The sequence below is a fragment of the Actinomadura graeca genome, assembly GCF_019175365.1.
Classification (GTDB): domain Bacteria; phylum Actinomycetota; class Actinomycetes; order Streptosporangiales; family Streptosporangiaceae; genus Spirillospora; species Spirillospora graeca.
In genome coordinates this window covers 1384599-1400601 of record NZ_CP059572.1, presented here as the reverse complement: position 1 = coordinate 1400601, position 16003 = coordinate 1384599, and the positions used below count along the sequence as shown (strand labels likewise).

The 16003-nt window shown below is 73.4% G+C and carries 18 protein-coding genes; 10 read left to right on the top strand and 8 right to left on the bottom strand.

Annotation, left to right across the window (positions count from 1 at the left end):
* Positions 1–116: 116 nt before the first annotated feature.
* A complete protein-coding gene (locus tag AGRA3207_RS06505; protein ID WP_231333640.1) occupies positions 117–926 on the bottom strand; it encodes a hypothetical protein in 810 nt (269 codons plus the stop codon).
* 585 nt (positions 927–1511) lie between these two features.
* Here AGRA3207_RS06505 and AGRA3207_RS06500 point away from each other — a divergent pair.
* The 5 genes from AGRA3207_RS06500 to AGRA3207_RS06480 are packed head-to-tail and all read left to right on the top strand — an operon-like array spanning position 1512 to position 5267.
* Positions 1512–1862 carry a hypothetical protein gene (locus AGRA3207_RS06500; protein ID WP_231333639.1) on the top strand — a complete coding sequence of 117 codons (351 nt, stop codon included), beginning with the start codon at positions 1512–1514 and terminating at the stop codon, positions 1860–1862.
* Positions 1859–2896, top strand: a complete 1038-nt coding sequence (locus AGRA3207_RS06495) for a peptidoglycan-binding protein (RefSeq protein WP_231333638.1) — start codon at positions 1859–1861, stop codon at positions 2894–2896. Before AGRA3207_RS06500 ends, AGRA3207_RS06495 begins: the two co-directional genes overlap by 4 nt.
* A complete protein-coding gene (locus AGRA3207_RS06490; protein WP_231333637.1) occupies positions 2893–3609 on the top strand; it encodes an ABC transporter ATP-binding protein in 717 nt (238 codons plus the stop codon). The genes AGRA3207_RS06495 and AGRA3207_RS06490 overlap by 4 nt, the downstream gene beginning before the upstream one ends.
* The gene (locus AGRA3207_RS06485) at positions 3606–4844 is read left to right on the top strand and encodes an ABC transporter permease (protein WP_231333636.1); all 1239 of its coding nucleotides are present in this window, start codon (positions 3606–3608) and stop codon (positions 4842–4844) included. The genes AGRA3207_RS06490 and AGRA3207_RS06485 overlap by 4 nt, the downstream gene beginning before the upstream one ends.
* Positions 4845–4904: 60 nt before the next feature.
* Positions 4905–5267 (top strand): hypothetical protein, encoded by a 363-nt coding sequence (locus AGRA3207_RS06480; RefSeq protein WP_231333635.1) that lies wholly within the window; start codon positions 4905–4907, stop codon positions 5265–5267.
* A gap of 19 nt (positions 5268–5286) precedes the next feature.
* Here the strand turns inward: AGRA3207_RS06480 and efeU are convergent, their stop codons facing one another.
* The 4 genes from efeU to AGRA3207_RS06460 all read right to left on the bottom strand — a co-directional run bounded on the left by efeU (position 5287) and on the right by AGRA3207_RS06460 (position 8526).
* On the bottom strand, positions 5287–6147 hold the full coding sequence (gene efeU, locus AGRA3207_RS06475; protein WP_231333634.1) for an iron uptake transporter permease EfeU: 861 nt from the start codon (positions 6145–6147) through the stop codon (positions 5287–5289).
* Between the two features lie 112 nt (positions 6148–6259).
* Entirely contained in the window at positions 6260–7498 is a 1239-nt protein-coding gene (locus AGRA3207_RS06470; protein ID WP_231336252.1) for an HRDC domain-containing protein, read from the bottom strand.
* Between the two features lie 151 nt (positions 7499–7649).
* Positions 7650–8216, bottom strand: a complete 567-nt coding sequence (locus tag AGRA3207_RS06465) for a DUF3000 domain-containing protein (RefSeq protein WP_231333633.1) — start codon at positions 8214–8216, stop codon at positions 7650–7652.
* Between the two features lie 133 nt (positions 8217–8349).
* Positions 8350–8526 (bottom strand): hypothetical protein, encoded by a 177-nt coding sequence (locus AGRA3207_RS06460; protein ID WP_231333632.1) that lies wholly within the window; start codon positions 8524–8526, stop codon positions 8350–8352.
* Positions 8527–8840: 314 nt separating this feature from the next.
* On the opposite strand from AGRA3207_RS06460, the gene hemE reads away from it, so the two are divergent.
* Positions 8841–9815 carry a uroporphyrinogen decarboxylase gene (gene hemE / locus AGRA3207_RS06455; protein ID WP_231336251.1) on the top strand — a complete coding sequence of 325 codons (975 nt, stop codon included), beginning with the start codon at positions 8841–8843 and terminating at the stop codon, positions 9813–9815.
* 31 nt (positions 9816–9846) lie between these two features.
* Here the strand turns inward: hemE and AGRA3207_RS06450 are convergent, their stop codons facing one another.
* Entirely contained in the window at positions 9847–10866 is a 1020-nt protein-coding gene (locus AGRA3207_RS06450) for a DUF4349 domain-containing protein (RefSeq protein WP_231333631.1), read from the bottom strand.
* 154 nt (positions 10867–11020) lie between these two features.
* Between AGRA3207_RS06450 and hemG the strand changes: the two genes are divergently transcribed.
* The 3 genes from hemG to AGRA3207_RS06435 are packed head-to-tail and all read left to right on the top strand — an operon-like array spanning position 11021 to position 13821.
* Complete coding sequence (gene hemG / locus AGRA3207_RS06445) at positions 11021–12520, top strand: protoporphyrinogen oxidase (protein ID WP_231333630.1); 1500 nt, start codon at positions 11021–11023, stop codon at positions 12518–12520.
* Positions 12471–13175, top strand: coding sequence for a hydrogen peroxide-dependent heme synthase (hemQ, locus tag AGRA3207_RS06440; RefSeq protein WP_231333629.1), 705 nt, complete (start codon positions 12471–12473; stop codon positions 13173–13175). Before hemG ends, hemQ begins: the two co-directional genes overlap by 50 nt.
* A gap of 31 nt (positions 13176–13206) precedes the next feature.
* Positions 13207–13821: a hypothetical protein gene (locus AGRA3207_RS06435; RefSeq protein ID WP_231333628.1), complete on the top strand. Its 615-nt coding sequence runs from the start codon at positions 13207–13209 to the stop codon at positions 13819–13821.
* On the opposite strand, the gene AGRA3207_RS06430 is transcribed toward AGRA3207_RS06435, so the two are convergent.
* Together AGRA3207_RS06430 and msrB are read right to left on the bottom strand one after the other, a co-directional pair.
* Complete coding sequence (locus AGRA3207_RS06430; protein ID WP_231333627.1) at positions 13818–14363, bottom strand: TIGR04222 domain-containing membrane protein; 546 nt, start codon at positions 14361–14363, stop codon at positions 13818–13820. The two genes, AGRA3207_RS06435 and AGRA3207_RS06430, sit on opposite strands and share 4 nt — an antisense overlap.
* An 88-nt stretch (positions 14364–14451) precedes the next feature.
* Positions 14452–14853 (bottom strand): peptide-methionine (R)-S-oxide reductase MsrB, encoded by a 402-nt coding sequence (gene msrB / locus AGRA3207_RS06425; RefSeq protein ID WP_231333626.1) that lies wholly within the window; start codon positions 14851–14853, stop codon positions 14452–14454.
* Between the two features lie 53 nt (positions 14854–14906).
* Between msrB and AGRA3207_RS06420 the strand changes: the two genes are divergently transcribed.
* Positions 14907–15989: a DNA polymerase domain-containing protein gene (locus AGRA3207_RS06420; protein ID WP_231333625.1), complete on the top strand. Its 1083-nt coding sequence runs from the start codon at positions 14907–14909 to the stop codon at positions 15987–15989.
* Positions 15990–16003: the final 14 nt, after the last annotated feature.

Genomic DNA, 16003 nt, shown 5'->3' with positions numbered 1-16003 from the left:
GATCTTAGGCCGACTTTAGCAACATCAGCGACACTACGACTCAGGCTCACAGTCCCCAGCAGCCGACACCCCCATGCCAGTCGGCAATGCGCTCCAATTCACCGCCGCGGCCGACCTTACTTGAAGAGCGATGCGCGTGTGGCCGGCAGCCAGTCTGGCGGCAGCACTTGAACAAGACGCTCCTTTGTGGTCCTGGCGACAGCGGCCTTCACCAGCTCGTCGGCGCCCCCTGCTATCGGATCGAGGCAGCATTTCGACACGGCTTCATGGCGTTCCGGTGCCTTGCACATCAAGATGGCCAGAATCCGGGTGGGCCACAGCAGGTCTTCAACCTGCCCGGTGCTCGGCAATGGGACGGCGACCGGTATCGCCCGCAGCGCGGCCTGAACGGCAAGCTTCCCAGCCCCTTCAGCAATGTGGTCGCTGCACTTGGACAGCACCATCACCTGCGAGAGGCGTTCGCGCAGCCGGTCATTCCAGTCACCGAAGGCTTCGAGCGTGCATGCGAGTGATGCAAGAAGCTCACACCAGAAGTGATTGACCGAAGCCTTCTTGAAGGTTTGGAGATCAACGGCTCCGAGGTGGCCCAGCAGGATCTCCATCGCGTCATCGGTCAACGCGTGACCGAGGGCCTGTACACGATCGGTGATGTGGATGGTCTCGGCCAGCCAGTCTATCAAGTCGGAGATCGAAGTATCGACCGCGGCCTCTTTCATGGGGAAAGTGGCCTTCTTCTCCCGCCCCTCGCTCTCCGTCAGCCACTTCTCTTCCGCCCGTCGGCGAACGACGTCCCTCTCCACGCTCGTCGGCGCGTAGGCCAGTCGTATCCGGTAGGGCCAGCCATGCTCCAAGCCGCCGCATTTGCTGCAGAGACACTTGTGCTGCTGAGCCTTTTCGCAGTTGATTGGATGTGTCGCCATCTCCACACCTTGAAAATATCGGCCGTCGCGGTCGGCTATATCGAACCCATCCGTATCACCCTCCTCGTCGACGTAAGGGCCTCCTCATTTATCACTTCGTTCCGTCGATCTGTCACCTTGCTGGCCAGTGAATGGCTTGATCCCCTAGCCGGGCAGTGATGACGCTCTGGCACACAAGAAACCTCGCCCACCACTTGACCGCGGGCGAGGCAATGAGTTCACGGGGGCAAGGCTTGATTCGCGTTCTAGGTGATGCGCATGGTCTTTCCAGCGACCGCGTCCAGAACCACGGACGCCGTGGATCCGCCCCGCCCCGGCAGCGGCGAAGGCAGGCGAGCCGCAGCCAGCAGCCGCACGGCTAATGCGGGTTTAACGGGGGTGGGGGTCTAGTGGGGCTTCGCCGGGGTGTGTGGCCCTGGCGGAGAGGGAGATATGGGCCGGTGGGCTTGGGTGGCCGGGGTCGTGGTCGCGGGGCTGTTCGGGGTCTCGGGGTGTGGGGGCGGGGACGGGGGAGGCGGGGTGGCCAGTGTCGGGCGGGCCGCCTCTGCCTCGGTGTCGCCTTCCCGGTCGTTGTCGCCTGAGGACGCGGAGGTGAGGTTCGCGCAGTGCATGCGGGAGAACGGGGTGGACGTCCCGGATCCCGGGAGCGGGGACGCGAGGGCGCTGCGGCTCGGGAAGGGCGGGAACCGGGAGAGGTTGCAGGGGGCGCTGAAGAAGTGCCAGCCCTGGCTGCGGGCGGGCGGGAAGATGCCCGATCTGAAGGACCCGAAGGTCCATGACCAGTACGTGAGGTTCGCGCAGTGCATGCGCGAGCACGGGGTCGACATGAAGGACCCGCTGCCGGACGGGACGTTCCAGATTCCGTCGGGGGGCGTGGCCCCGGGGAAGGTCAAGAAGGCGCGTGAGGCGTGCCAGGGGAGTCTTCCGGGAGCCGGGAGATGAGGTGGGTACTGGTCGCCGGGGGTGTCGCCGTCGTGGTGGCCGGGGGCGGGGTGCTCGCGTTCGGCACGGGCGGGCACGAGGCGAAGGCGGGGCCCGAGGTGCCGCTCGGGACGGCGGTGGTGAGCCGCGGGGATCTCGTGGACATCGAGAAGGTCGACGGGAAGCTCACCTATGACGGCGTGCGGGACGTGTGGGCCGGTGCGTCCGGGGTGGTGACGTGGGCGCCGGAAGCGGGGGCGACGGTCAGGCGGGGCGGGACGCTGCTGCGGGTGGCGGGGAGGCCCGTCACCTTGATGTACGGGGGCAGTCCCATGTACCGGACGCTCAGGGAAGGGGACTCCGGCGGTGATGTGCGGCAGCTCGAACGCAATCTGGTGGCCCTGGGGTACGGGGGTCTCACCGTGGACAAGGAGTTCACCGGCGCCACGGAGGCGGCGGTCGAGGAATGGCAGGACGACCGGGGCCTGGAGCGGACGGGCGTCGTCGATCCGGGGCAGGTCGTGTTCCTGGGAGGGGCCGTGCGGGTGCGGGAGGTGAAGGCGCCGGAGGGCAAGCAGGCGGTGAAGGGGCAGCCCGTCCTGCAGGTGGCCGGGACGCGGCGGGTCGTGCATGTCGATCTGGACGCGGAGAAGCAGGACCTCGCGCGCGAGGGGGCGAAGGTCTCGGTGGAACTGCCCGGGGGCAAGGTCGTCGCGGGGACGGTCGGCGAGGTCGGCGGTGTCGCGGAGAGCACCGGGACGGGGCAGGACAAGAAGACCACCGTGGACGTCGACATCGCGCTCGGCAAGGCCGGGACGGGACGGCTGGACGAGGCGCCCGTGACCGTCGGGCTGGAGAGCGAGCGGCGGGAGGGGGTGCTGTCGGTGCCGGTCGAGGCGCTGCTGGCGTTGCGGGAGGGCGGGTTCGCCGTCGAGGCCCTGGAGGGGGCGAGGAGGCTCGTCCCGGTGCGGACCGGGGTGTTCGGGGGCGGGCGCGTCGAGGTCTCCGGCGACGGGCTGCGCGAGGGCATGAAGGTCGGGGTGCCGGTCCGGTGAAGGGGATCGGGCGGGACGTGCCCGCGTCCGCGATCGTCGAGCTGGCCGGGGTGACGAAGGAGCACGCGGGCGGGGTGGCGGCGCTGCGGGGCGTGGACCTGGTGATCCGGGCGGGGGAGATGGCCGCGGTCGTCGGGCCTTCCGGGTCGGGGAAGTCGACGCTGCTGCACATGATCGGGACGCTGGACCGTCCGACGGCGGGCAGCGTGAGGGTCGCCGGGCACGAGGTCGGGGGGCTCTCCGACCGGGAGCTGTCGGCGCTGCGGGCGCGGCACCTCGGGTTCGTGTTCCAGCAGTTCCACCTCGCGGCGGGGGTGACCGCGCTCGACAACGTCGCCGACGGGCTGCTGTACGGGGGCGCGCGGCTGGGGGAGCGGCGGGAGCGGGCGAGGGCGGCGCTGGAGCGGGTCGGGCTGGGACGGCGGGCGGGACACCGGCCGCATCAGCTGTCGGGCGGCGAGCAGCAGCGGGTCGCGGTGGCGCGGGCCGTCGTCGGCGAGCCGGACCTGCTGCTGGCGGACGAGCCGACCGGCAACCTCGACACCGCCGCGGGCGCGGAGGTGCTGGCCCTGCTCGGCGGGCTGAACGCGGCCGGGACCACCGTCGTGGTCGTCACGCACGACCGGGAGGTCGCGGCGGGCGTGCCGCGCCGCGTCGGGGTCCGGGACGGCCTGGTCGTCGCGGACGAGCGGGCCGGGGCGGGCGCGCGATGAGGGCGGCGCTCATCCCGGCGCGACTGGACGCCGCGGACGTGCTGCGGGTCGGGCTCGGCGGGCTGCGGGCCCGGCCGGCCCGGGTGGTGCTGTCGGCGCTCGGCATCGCGATCGGGATCGCGACGATGGTGGCGGTCATCGGGATCTCCTCGTCCAGCGAGGAGGACCTGCTGCGGAGGCTGGACCGGCTCGGCACCAACCTGCTGACGGCCAAGCCCGGCGACACCCTCTTCGGCGAGGCGGCGGAGCTGCCGGAGACGGCGCCGGAGATGGTCCGCCGGATCGGGACGGTCACGGCCGTCGGCGCGACCGGGACGGTGGACGCGACCGCGCGCCGCACCGACCGCATCCCCGAGGAGGTCACGCACGGGATCGCGGTGCAGGCGGCGACGCAGGACCTGCTCGGCACCCTGGACGTCCGGACGGTGAGCGGCACCTGGCTGAACGCGGCCACCGGACGCTATCCGGGCGTCGTCCTCGGGTCGGAGGCGGCGCGCCGGCTCGGTCTGGACCGGCCCGGTCCCTTGTGGGGGGACGACCCCCCACACCCCCCGGAACGGCCCGGTGGGCAGGTCTGGATCGGCGGGCGGTGGTTCACCGTCCTCGGCGTGCTAGAGCCCGCCGGGCTCGCGCCGGAGATCGACCGGTCCGCGCTCGTCGGCTGGGACGCGGCGAAACGCCACCTCGGCTTCGACGGTCACCCGACGACGATCTACGAGCGGTCGGCGGACGCGTCGGTGGCGGACGTGCGCGCGGTGCTCGCCCGGACCGTCGATCCGGAGAACCCCGAGGAGGTGCAGGTCAGCCGTCCCTCCGATGCCCTGGAGGCCAAGGCGGCGGCGGCCGGGGCGTTCACCGGGCTGCTGCTCGGCCTCGGCGCGGTCGCGCTGCTGGTCGGCGGTGTCGGGGTCGCCAACACGATGGTGATCTCGGTGCTGGAGCGGCGCCGCGAGATCGGCCTGCGCCGGTCCCTGGGCGCGACGCGGGGGCAGGTGCGCCTGCAGTTCCTCGCCGAGTCGCTGCTGCTGTCGGCGGTCGGCGGCGCGGCGGGCGCCGTGCTCGGCACCGTGGTCACGGCCGGCTTCGCGCTCGCGAAGGGGTGGCCGCCGGTCGTCCCGGTGTGGGCGCTCGGCGGCGCGGTCGTCGCGACGCTGGCGATCGGGACGGCGGCCGGGCTGTACCCGGCGGTGCGGGCGGCGCGGCTGCCGCCCACGATCGCGCTGGCCACGGTCTGACGAATCGGTGCATGATTGGGACGGCCGACGATGTCCCACCTGGGGGAGGTGCCTCCGCGCATGCCCGTGCCACGCCCGCTCCGGGAGCGCTGCCGCGAGTTCCTCGGGATCGACGGAGAGATCCGCTACCTGTTCCCCGCGATGGCCTACGGTGGCGGCGCGGGGTTCATCTTCGTCGTCACCGACGACCAGATCGCCGTGATCTCCACCGGCTCCCTGAGCCGCAGCACCCCCAAGAGCATCTGGGGGAGCTACCCCCGCGGCACCCGGGTCGGGCCGGTGGAGACGGGCACCGGCGCGTCCTTCGAGTTCGCCGGCGCGGTGTTCGAGGTGGACGACGAGTACATCCCCGTCCTCAACGCCGCCGACGCCGAGGTCTTCGCGCGCGACAGCCTGCCCCGCGACCCGCTGCCCGACCTCTGACCCGCGACCGCCGCGGCGCTCAGGACGCGGCGGGCTCGGTGGCCTTGGAGGGCTTCGGCGTGGCCCGGACGGAGGGGCGCAGGAACAGCGCCATCACCGGCACCAGGTAGAGCGCCCACATCGTCAGCTGCAGCCAGGTGATCCGCGGCGTCACGTTCAGGACGCCCTGGAAGATCGTCTGCATCCAGTCGCCCGGGGTCCCGAACTCGGCGAAGAACAGGTGCGGCTCCAGCGCGACCGAGCCGATGCCGGGGAGCACCTCGGCCTCCTGCAGGTCGTGGAAGCCGTAGCCGAACACGCCCGCGGCGACGACGATGAGCGCGGCGCCCGTCCAGGTGAAGAAGCGCTTCAGGTTGATCTTCAGCCCGCCCCGGTACAGCAGGTAGCCGAGCGCGACGGCGACGGCCAGCCCGAGCAGCGCGCCCGCGATCGGCTGCGAGGAGCCCTCGGAGGAGTTGCTGATGTTCGTCCACAGGAACAGGGCGGTCTCCAGCCCCTCCCGCCCGACCGCCAGGAACGCCACGGCCGCCAGCGCCAGGGGGCCGACGTCCAGGGCGCCCTCCAGCCTGCCCTCCAGCTCGGCCTTCATGAACCGCGCGGTCTTGCGCATCCAGAAGACCATCCAGGTGACCAGGCCCACGGCGATGATCGACAGGATGCCGCCGAACAGCTCCTGCGTCTTGAACTGCATCTCCGAGGACACCGCGCTGAGCGCGATGCCGAACCCGACGCTGAGGGCGATGGCGATGGCGATGCCCGTCCACACGGGCAGGAGGGCCCGCCGGTTGCCGGTCTTCACGAGGTAGGCGATCAGGATGCTGACGACCAGCGCGGCCTCCAGGCCCTCACGAAGCCCGATGAGGAAGTTGCCGAGCAGCATCGTGACGTCCCTCCACAGACCACTTGTTTAGGCAAAGCTAACCTAAGCAAGTGTCCGCTCCGTCACCCGGCCCCCGCAAGTACCGTGACCGTCTCCGCGCGGGAAGGCGGCACTACAGATCCTTGACCTCCAGCCTGAGGAAGGCTCTGGCCAGGGGCTGGGCGGTGAGGTCCACCTGCCAGCGGCGGGCGCCGAGGGCGCGGAGGGCGGCCCCTATGGCGGACGCGGACGGCTCGTCCGGCGGCGTCCAGGCCAGGCGGCGGACCGAGTCGGGCTGCATCAGGTTCTCCGACGGCATCGCGTGCTCGTCGGCCAGGGCCGCGATGACCGCGCGGGCCGCGGTGAGGCGCTTGGCGGCCTCGGGATCGCGGTCGGCCCACCGGTGGGCGGGCGGCGGGCCGTCGCCGGGGACGTTGGACTCGGGGAGCTCCTTGTCGGACAGGCCGCGGGCGCGCGACACGGCCCGCAGCCACGCCGTCTGGTGGCGCCGGGCGCCGCGGCCGCGCATCGTGGGCAGCGCCTGCAGGTCGGCGGGGGTCTTCGGGGCCTTCAGCGCCAGCTCGACGATCGCCGCGTCCTGCAGGACCCGGCCGGGCGACAGGTCCCGCTCGCGGGCGATCTTGTCGCGGGCCTCCCAGACCTCGCGGACGGTGGCGAGCGCGCGGCGGTTGCGGACGCGGTGGATGCCGGACGTGCGGCGCCACGGGTCGGCGCGGGGCGGCTTGGGCGGGGTGTCGAGGATCGCGGCGAACTCCTCCAGCGCCCAGCCGAGCTTGCCGGACGCCTCCAGCTCCTCCTGGAGGGCGTCGCGCAGCTCCACCAGCAGCTCGACGTCCAGGGCGGCGTAGCGCAGCCAGTCGTCGGGGAGGGGGCGGGTGGACCAGTCGGCCGCCGAGTGGCCCTTCTCCAGCAGGTAGCCGAGGACGTTCTCCACCATGGAGCCGAGGCCGACGCGCGGGTAGCCGAGCAGCCGCCCCGCCAGCTCGGTGTCGAACAGCCGGCGGGGGACGAGGCCGACCTCGGCGAGGCAGGGCAGGTCCTGGTTCGCGGCGTGCAGGACCATCTCGGCGCCCGCGAGCGCGGCGTCCAGGCCGGACAGGTCGGGGCATCCGATGGGGTCGATCAGCGCGGTGCCGGCGCCGGCGCGGCGCAGCTGGATCAGGTACGCGCGCTGCCCGTACCGGTAGCCGGAGGCCCGCTCGGCGTCGACCGCGACGGGTCCGGTGCCGGCGCCGAACACGGCTATGACACGTTCCAGTCCGGCGGCGTCGCGGACCACGTCGGGGACCCCGTCGCGCGGTTCCAGCAGCGGGACGGCCGGGGGCCCGGCGTCCTCCGCCGTCGTTGGCACGGTCCCCGCCGCGTTCGCCGCGGCCGACTTCTCCGCACCGGCGTCCCTCTCGGGGCCGGTGGCGCGCGTTTCGGACACTCCCACTGTTCCTGTGTTCTCCCCCGCCGCCTCGGTTCTGGACGCATCTGCCACGCCCCCTACCGTACGTCTCTCAGCGGCCGGAGCCGCCCGGACGGTCGGGCAGCGCGGCGACCCCCGCGGGCGGAAGGCCCGCGGTCGTGCACATGACCTCGCACCAGGCCGCCACGTGCCCGGCGAGGTCGTCGCCGGCCGGGGACCAGGAGGCGCGCAGCTCCAGCTCGGTGGTGGACGGCTCGTCGCCCTTGTCGCCGAAGCTCTCGGAGACCGCGCGGGTGATCGTCCCGGACTCGCCGGCGTAGCCCGCGGGCTCCAGCGCCTCCAGCAGCCAGCTCCACGCCACCGAGCCGATCAGCTCGTCGGCGGCGATCTCGGGTTCGAGGTCGGCGCGGATGTAGGCGACGATCCGGAAGCCGTTCGCCCACCCCTTGGCGCCGTCGGGGTCGTACAGGACGATCAGCCGCCCCATCGCGACCTCGGTGTCGTCGTCGCGGTAGACGCTGCCGGACAGCGCGGCGGCGTAGGGGGCGAGGTTCCGCGGGGCGGGCATGTCCTCCAGGTCGAGCTCCGGCCGGGGGCCGGGCCCGTCGAGGATCTCGCGCAGGGTGTCGAGGGCCCGCTGGAAGGCAGGTGGGTTCATGGTCGGACCGGCCTGGGGGCGGGGGTGGGGCTCGGATCGGTGGTGACGGGACGGCGGGCCGCCGCGGGCGACGGGCGGACGTGGGGGAGAGACAGGCACAGCACAGGTGGTTTCGTTTCGGGGGCCGGGCGGTTCAGGCGACGGCCCGCACGGAGCCGGTGCGGGACGGGGAGGTGTCGTGCCCCTCGGCCGGAGCCGGGCCGGGCGCCGCGGGGAGCAGGCCGACCAGGACGGCCGTCCCGCACTCGACGCAGGCCCGCTCCGGACACTCCCCGCCGTGCCCGTCGGGGCAGGGCGGCTGCTCGAACATACGTTCATCACCGCAGGTGGAGCAGTACAAGGGGGAACCTCCCTCGGCTATGACACGCATCACGTTCGCATGAGCCGGTGACAGAATGCGGGACTTCGCTCGGCGTGTCCGGAACTTCGTTCGCCCGCGCCGTGTTCCGGCGCCTCTGGTGCGCGGTCCGGTGCGTCCGGGCAGGGGATCCGTGGGACCATCGCACCGTGGCACTCGACGTTGCTGGTCCCGACGACCCCTCCCCGCACGCGCACGGCGGCCCCGGCCTCGACCGGAGCCCGTTCCTGCTGGCGTGCCGCCGCAGACCGGTCCCGCACACGCCGGTGTGGTTCATGCGCCAGGCGGGGCGGTCGCTGCCGGAGTACCTGCGGCTGCGCGAGGGCGTCCCGATGCTGGAGTCGTGCGCCCGGCCGGACATGATCGTGGAGATCACCCTGCAGCCGGTGCGCCGGTACGCCGTGGACGCGGCGATCTTCTTCAGCGACATCATGGTGCCGCTCAAGGCGATCGGCGTGGACCTGGACATCAAGCCGGGCGTCGGCCCGGTGATCGCCGACCCGATCCGGGACGCGGCGGGCCTCGGGACGCTGCGGCCGCTCGAGCCGGGCGACGTCCCCTACGTCACCGAGGCCGTGCGGGGCCTGGTGGGCGAGCTGGGGTCCACGCCGCTGATCGGCTTCGCGGGCGGGCCGTTCACGCTCGCCTCGTACCTGATCGAGGGCGGCCCGTCCAAGAACCACGACCGCACCAAGGCGATGATGTACGGCGAGCCGCGGCTGTGGGCCGCGCTGATGGACCGGCTCGCCGACCTCACGATCGCGTTCCTGAAGGTGCAGGTCGCGGCGGGGGCGAGCGCCGTGCAGGTGTTCGACTCGTGGGTCGGCGCGGTGTCCCCGCAGGACTATCGCGAGTCCGTGCTGCCGCACACGTCCAGGATCTTCGACGAGATCGAGCCGCTCGGCGTGCCGCGCATCCACTTCGGCGTCGGCACGGGCGAGCTGCTCGGGCTGATGGGCGAGGCGGGCGCGGACGTGGTCGGCGTGGACTGGCGGGTGCCGCTGGACGAGGCCGTCCGGCGTGTCGAGCCGGGCAAGGCCCTCCAGGGCAACCTCGACCCGGCGGTCCTGTTCGCGCCGTGGGAGACGGTGGAGCGCCGGGCCCGGGACGTCCTGGACCGCGGCCGCACCGCCGAGGGGCACATCTTCAACCTGGGCCACGGCGTGCTGCCGTCCACGGACCCGGACATGCTCGCCCGCCTCGCGGACCTCGTCCAGGAGGCGGGCGCCGGAGAGCAGTAGCCGGCGGGGCGGACGGCGGCGGGCGCCGAGGTCAGCGGGGCGGCGGCCCGTGCGGCGGCAGGTCCTCCGGGGAGGGCGCGGACGGCGCCGCCGGACCCGCCGGGCCCACCGCGGCCATCTCCCGCTCCTGGCCCTCCTGCCGCTCCTCGCCTCCGGGCGGGGCGGAGCCCGGGGCGGGGGCGGGACGCCGGCCGCGCAGCCGCCGCCGGACGGCCACCGCGGGCAGGCCGATCACCGCGGCCGCGACCAGGAACGGCAGCAGCCACCCGAGGACGGTCGCGACGCCGCCGGCGAACGCGGTGAAGGCGTCCCATCCGTCCCTGAGGCCGCCCGCGAACCCGCGGCCGTTCTCCTCGTCGTCCTCGGCGGCGGGGGTCCGCGCCTCCAGCTCGACGGTGAGGGTCGCGTACCGGGTGCTCTCCCGCAGCGACTTCTGGCGCGCCTGGAGCGCCTCCAGGTCCGCCTCCCGGGTCGCGATCTCCTGCTCGACGTTGATGACCTCGCCGACGGTCCGGGCCTTGTCGAGCAGCTTGCGGAACGAGGCCAGCGCGGCCTGCGCCGACCGCACCCTGCTGTCGACGTCGGCGACCTCGCCGGTGACGTCCTCCGCCTGCTGGCTCAGCGACCGCTTCGTCCCGAGCTCGGACGACAGGCGGGCGAGCAGCCCGGCGTACCGGTCGGCGGGGATCTTCAGCCGCAGCGTCGAGGACGGCGGGGTGCTCGTGCCCGTCTCCTGCTCGACGTAGCCGCCCTCGGCCGTCACCTGCTGCTTGGCCTTGGCCGCGGAGGCGTCGACGTCGTCCGCGCGGACCCGCAGCGTGGCCGTGTACACGACGGAGCGGGCGGGGGGAAGCGGGACCTTCGCGTCCGTCCGCCCGCCGCCGTCCTTGGGGGAGCGGTAGGAGGTGGCCTCGGGCGCCGCCCCGTTGCGGGAGACCGCGGCGTCGCCGCCGCCCCCCGCGGAGTCGCTGGTCGACGACCCGCCCGACGAGCCGCCGGAGCACGCCGCCAGCGCCCCGGCGAGCAGGAGGAGGACCAGCGCGCATGCCACATGCCTGATGCTTCCGACGTTCCGCATGCGTTTTGGACGGAGGTGTCCCAGGTCACCGTTCCGCGGGGCCGGTCGCGATCAGGCCACGGTGAGGGCACGCACCGGTCACGGCACCCGGTGCGCGGCCCGCGGCGCCGTCTGGGAGGCTTGGGTCATGACGATGCTTGAGGACGCGGGCGCGTCCCATGTCGCCGTCGTCGGGGGTGGCATCGCGGGCCTCGCCGCCGCGCGGATCCTGGCCCGGAGCGGCGTGCGGGTGACCGTCCTGGAGGGCTCGCCGGACGTCGGCGGCAAGCTGCGGGTGAGCGAGATCGCCGGGCTCGCCGTGGACGAGGGCGCCGAGGCGATGCTGGCCCGCCGTCCCGAGGGCCTGGACCTGGTGCGCGACCTCGGCCGCTCCGGCGACCTGGTGAACCCCGGCACCACGTCCTCGGCGATCCTGAGCCGCGGGGCGCTCAGGCCGATGCCGTCCGGCCAGGTCATGGGCGTGCCGTCCGACCTGCGCGCGCTGGCCGCCTCCGGGGTGCTGTCCCCGGCGGGGCTGGCCCGGGTGCCACTGGACCTCGTGCTGCCCCGCACGCCGCGCGGCGCGGACGTGTCGGTGGCGGGCCACATCGGCGCCCGCGTCGGCCGAGAGGTCGTCGACCGGCTGGTCGAGCCGCTGCTGGGCGGGGTGTACGCCGGGCGTGCGGAGCTGCTGTCGTTCGAGTCGACGCTGCCCGCCGTCGCCGCCGCCGCGCGCTCCCGCCGGTCGCTGATCTCCGCCGCCCAGGACGTCAGGGACGCCGCGCCCCGCGATCCCGGCCCGGTGTTCGCGACCCTCCCGGGCGGCCTCGGCACCCTCCCGCACCTGGTCGCGGCCGACATCGCCGCCGCGGGCGGGACGGTCAGGACGGGCACGACGGTCCGCGCCCTGCGCCGCAGGCCCGGGGGATGGCGCCTCACGCTCGGTCCCGCCCGCGAGCCGGAGCACCTCGACGCCGACGCCGTGCTGGTCGCCGTCCCGGCGGCGCCCGCGTCCCGGCTGCTGAAGGACGACGTGCCCGCCGCCGCCCGCGAGCTGGCCGGGATCGAGTACGCGAGCATGGCGATCATCACGCTGGTGTACCCCGCCGGCGCGTTCCCCCGGCTGCCGAAGGGCAGCGGCTACCTCGTCCCGGCCAAGGAGGCCGCGCACGGCGTCAAGGCCGTCACGTTCAGCTCGGTGAAGTGGCCGCACCTGCGCGACCGCGACCCCGGGCTCGTCGCGGTGCGCTGCTCGATCGGCAGGTTCGGCGAGGAGCGCGTCCTGCAGAGGCCGGACGAGGAGCTGACGGCGGCGGCGAGGGCGGAGCTGGCCGCGACCTGCGGCGTCGCCGGGCCGCCCGCCGGGACGCGGGTGACCCGCTGGGGCGGGGGGCTCCCGCAGTACAACGTGGGCCACGCGGGCCGGGTGGCGCGGATCCGCGCCGCCGTCGCGGCGGAGCCGGGCCTGGCGGTGGCGGGCGCCGCGTACGACGGGCTGGGGATCCCCGCGTGCGTCGCGTCCGCGCGCGCCGCGGCGAACCAGGTACTGGACTATCTGCGCGGGCCAGGGCGTCCGCGCGGCCGGGAAGGAGCAGAGGATGTCAGTGACGGAGCCGGCGGGCAGGCCGAAGGCGCGCGAACTCAATAACACCATCCGCTACACCATGTGGTCGGTGTTCAAGGTCAAGGACCCGGGGACGGTCGGCGAGCAGCACGCCCCGGAGGTCCGGGACCTGCTCGACCAGGCGGCCGAGAAGGACGTCACCACCCGCGGCGCCTACGACGTCGCCGGGCTGCGCGCGGACGCCGACTACATGTTCTGGTGGCACGCCCCGTCCGCGGAGGACCTCCAGGAGGTCTACACCCGCTTCCGCCGGACGGCGGTGGGCCGCGCGAGCGAGCCGGTGTGGTCGCAGATGGCGCTGCACCGCCCGGCGGAGTTCAACAAGAGCCACATCCCCGCGTTCCTGGCGGAGGAGGAGCCGCGCGCCTTCGTGTGCGTCTACCCGTTCGTCCGGTCCTACGAGTGGTACCTGCTGCCGGACGAGGAGCGCCGCGCGATGCTCGCCGAGCACGGCAAGATGGCGCGCGGCTATCCGGACGTGCGCGCCAACACCGTCTCGTCGTTCGCGCTCGGAGACTACGAGTGGATGCTGGCCTTCGAGGCGGACGAGCTGCACCGCATCGTCGATCTCATGCGCCATCTCCGGGGCGCGCGCGCACGGCTGCACACCCGCGAGGAAGTGCCGTTCTACACGGGACGGCGCAAGCCCGTCACGGAACTCGTCGCCAACCTGCCCTAGACGGCGGCAAAGTCTGGGTAAAGTGCGGCCCGTGACCGAGTCTTCCGACGAGCAGTCCGAGAAGCGGCCCTCGCGCGGGCGGCCCCCCGCCCCCCAGTCCCGCGGCCGTCACGCCAGGCCGCCGTCCGATCTGTCGGTCCGCTGGGACCGGCTGGTGGGCGGGCCGCGGCGTCGCGCCGCCGTGGCCGTCGCGGGCACCGCGGCCGTCGCGCTGATCGCGGCCGTGGCCGTGATGGCGCTGCCGGGCGGCGGCTCCGGCGGCGATCCGCGCGCGGAGGTCGCCGCGCACACCGCGCGTCCCTCGACCGTCGCGAGCGCGGAGACCGAGGCGTTCGCGGACCCGGACGAGGTGCCCGAGGCGGTGCCCTACTTCGAGACCAGGGACCCGGGCAGGAAGGTCGTCGGGCACGTCACGGAGGTGCGGCGCAGCGGGACCTTCATCCGGGTCTACACCGACCTCGGGGAGGACGACGAGAACTCCAAGGCCGCCCTCTCGCTGTGCGAGTGGACGACCCAGTTCCTCAAGGACGGCGGCGACGACGAGCCGCGCGTGTTCGTCCACGGGAAGAGCAGCGACAACGGCAGCGTCGTCCTGGCGAACAAGCAGAGCGACAAGGACGACTGCGAGGTCGCCGAGACCCGCTAGAGGCCGGCCGAGTACTGGGTGTCGGACAGGCCGCTGGAGTCGAGGTCGCGGTGGCCGCCCTTCGGCTTCTTGGGCATCTTGACCGGCTTCGGATCGTCCGTCGACAGGATCTCGCGCATCTTGGCGTCCTGGACGCCCTCCGGGCCGAGCGCGGCGAGCCGGAGGACGTCGCCCTCACCCGGGGACGTCTCGAATCCGCGCCGCAGCGCCTTGCCCTCCCCGGTCGGGCGGAGCGCTCCGCGGAGACCCGCGCGCAGCAGGCCGCCGGAGACCAGGGCGTCCGCCACGGCCCGCACCTCGGGTGCGGCGGCCACCGCTTCCAGGACGGCGCCGAGCAGCCTCCCGGTGCCGGGCACCTGGTCGATCACCGCCGCCTGGACCGGGTGGAGGTCCTCCGGCTCCCGAGGGAGGACCTCCACCCGGTGCGTGCCCCGCGACACGCGGATCCGGTCCGACTCGTACAGGGCGAGGAGAGCGGTCTGGGCGACCCGCGTCGGCCCGCCGCTCAGGAACGCGATCTCGTAGGGACTTAATTCGCTCATCGAACCCCCTGCGCCGTGCCGCCCGCCCACTAGGACGGGCGAAGGCATGGCGCGGTTCCCCTCGGGGAGGCGGGCGGGCCGCCCGGGGCTATCCGGCGGGTTCCAGGGTGAGGCTGATGCTGTTGATGCAATAGCGGTCGTCGGTCGGGGTGTCGTAGCCCTCGCCGTGGAAGACGTGCCCGAGGTGGGAGTCGCACGTGGCGCACCGCACCTCGGTGCGGACCATGCCGAGCGAGCGGTCCTCGATGAGCACGACCGCGTCGGACTCGGACGGCGCGAAGAACGACGGCCAGCCGCAGTGGCTCTCGAACTTGGTGTCCGACCGGAACAGCTCGGTCCCGCAGGCGCGGCACCGGTACACGCCGACGGTCTCGGTGTCGGTGTACTCACCGGTGAAGGGCCGCTCGGTGCCCCCCTCGCGCAGCACGTGGAACTCCTCGGGGCTCAGCCGCGCCCGCCACTCGTCCTCGCTCTTGCGGATCTTGTCCATGTCACCGACGGTACCCGCCCGGCGCTGTCATGCCCGTGGGTTAACGTGCAGTTATGGCCTCGCCCTACATCGAGATCCCGGTCGGGGATCGGCTCGTCAAGGTGACCAACCCCGACAAGGTCTACTTTCCTCAGCCCGGCTACACCAAGCGGCAGCTCGTGGAGTACTACATCGCCGTCGGCGAGGGCATCCTGCGCGCCACCCGCGACCGCCCGACGACCCTGGAGCGCTGGCCCGCCGGCGTCTTCGAGGGCGCCAGGATGGCCACGCGGGAGGACTACGCCCGCGGGCAGATGGGCATGGGCGCCGGGAAGTCCGACGCCTTCTACCAGAAGCGCGTCCCCAAGGGCGCGCCCGACTGGGTGCGCACGTCCCGGATCGAGTTCCCGAGCGGCCGGTCCGCCGACGAGGTCCGCCCGACCGAGGTCGCCGTGATCGCCTGGGCCGCGAACCTCGGCACCCTCACCTTCCACCCGTGGCCCGTCCGGGACGGCGACGTCGACCATCCCGACGAGCTGCGCATCGACCTCGACCCGCAGCCGGGCACCGACTTCTCCGACGCCGTCCGCGTCGCGCTCGGCCCGGCCCGCGACCTGCTCGGCGAGCTGGGCCTCACCGGCTTCGTGAAGACCTCCGGCAAGGGCGGCGTGCACATCTACGTCCGGATCGAGCCGCGCTGGACGTTCACCGAGGTCCGCCGCGCCGCCCTCGCGTTCGGCCGCGAGGTGGAGCGCCGCGTCCCCGACGAGGTCACGACCCGCTGGTGGAAGGAGGAGCGCGGCGAGCAGGTGTTCATCGACTTCAACCAGAACGCCCGCGACCGGACGATCGCCTCCGCCTACAGCGTCCGCCCGGCGGCCCACGCGCCCGTCTCGGCGCCGGTGACCTGGGACGAGCTGGCCGACGCCGACCCGCACGACTTCACCATCGCCACCATGCCCGACCGGTTCGCCAAGGTCGGCGACCTGCACGCCGCCATCGACGACCGGGCGTTCTCCCTGGAGGGCCTGCTCGACCTCGCCGACCGCGACGAGCGCGACCACGGCCTCGGCGACATGCCGTATCCGCCCAACTATCCGAAGATGCCCGGCGAGCCCAAGCGGGTCCAGCCCAGCAAGGACACCGATCGCGAGTGAGAGGGCCGCCGCCC

Coding starts and splice junctions, on each gene's coding strand:
- AGRA3207_RS06495 (WP_231333638.1), top strand. CDS start 1,859: ATGAGGTGGGTACTGGTCGCCGGGGGTGTCGCCGTCGTGGTGGCCGGG.
- AGRA3207_RS06485 (WP_231333636.1), top strand. CDS start 3,606: ATGAGGGCGGCGCTCATCCCGGCGCGACTGGACGCCGCGGACGTGCTG.
- AGRA3207_RS06480 (WP_231333635.1), top strand. CDS start 4,905: ATGCCCGTGCCACGCCCGCTCCGGGAGCGCTGCCGCGAGTTCCTCGGG.
- efeU (WP_231333634.1), bottom strand. CDS start 6,147: ATGCTGCTCGGCAACTTCCTCATCGGGCTTCGTGAGGGCCTGGAGGCC.
- AGRA3207_RS06465 (WP_231333633.1), bottom strand. CDS start 8,216: ATGAACCCACCTGCCTTCCAGCGGGCCCTCGACACCCTGCGCGAGATC.
- AGRA3207_RS06460 (WP_231333632.1), bottom strand. CDS start 8,526: ATGTTCGAGCAGCCGCCCTGCCCCGACGGGCACGGCGGGGAGTGTCCG.
- hemG (WP_231333630.1), top strand. CDS start 11,021: ATGACGATGCTTGAGGACGCGGGCGCGTCCCATGTCGCCGTCGTCGGG.
- hemQ (WP_231333629.1), top strand. CDS start 12,471: ATGTCAGTGACGGAGCCGGCGGGCAGGCCGAAGGCGCGCGAACTCAAT.
- AGRA3207_RS06430 (WP_231333627.1), bottom strand. CDS start 14,363: ATGAGCGAATTAAGTCCCTACGAGATCGCGTTCCTGAGCGGCGGGCCG.
- msrB (WP_231333626.1), bottom strand. CDS start 14,853: ATGGACAAGATCCGCAAGAGCGAGGACGAGTGGCGGGCGCGGCTGAGC.
- AGRA3207_RS06420 (WP_231333625.1), top strand. CDS start 14,907: ATGGCCTCGCCCTACATCGAGATCCCGGTCGGGGATCGGCTCGTCAAG.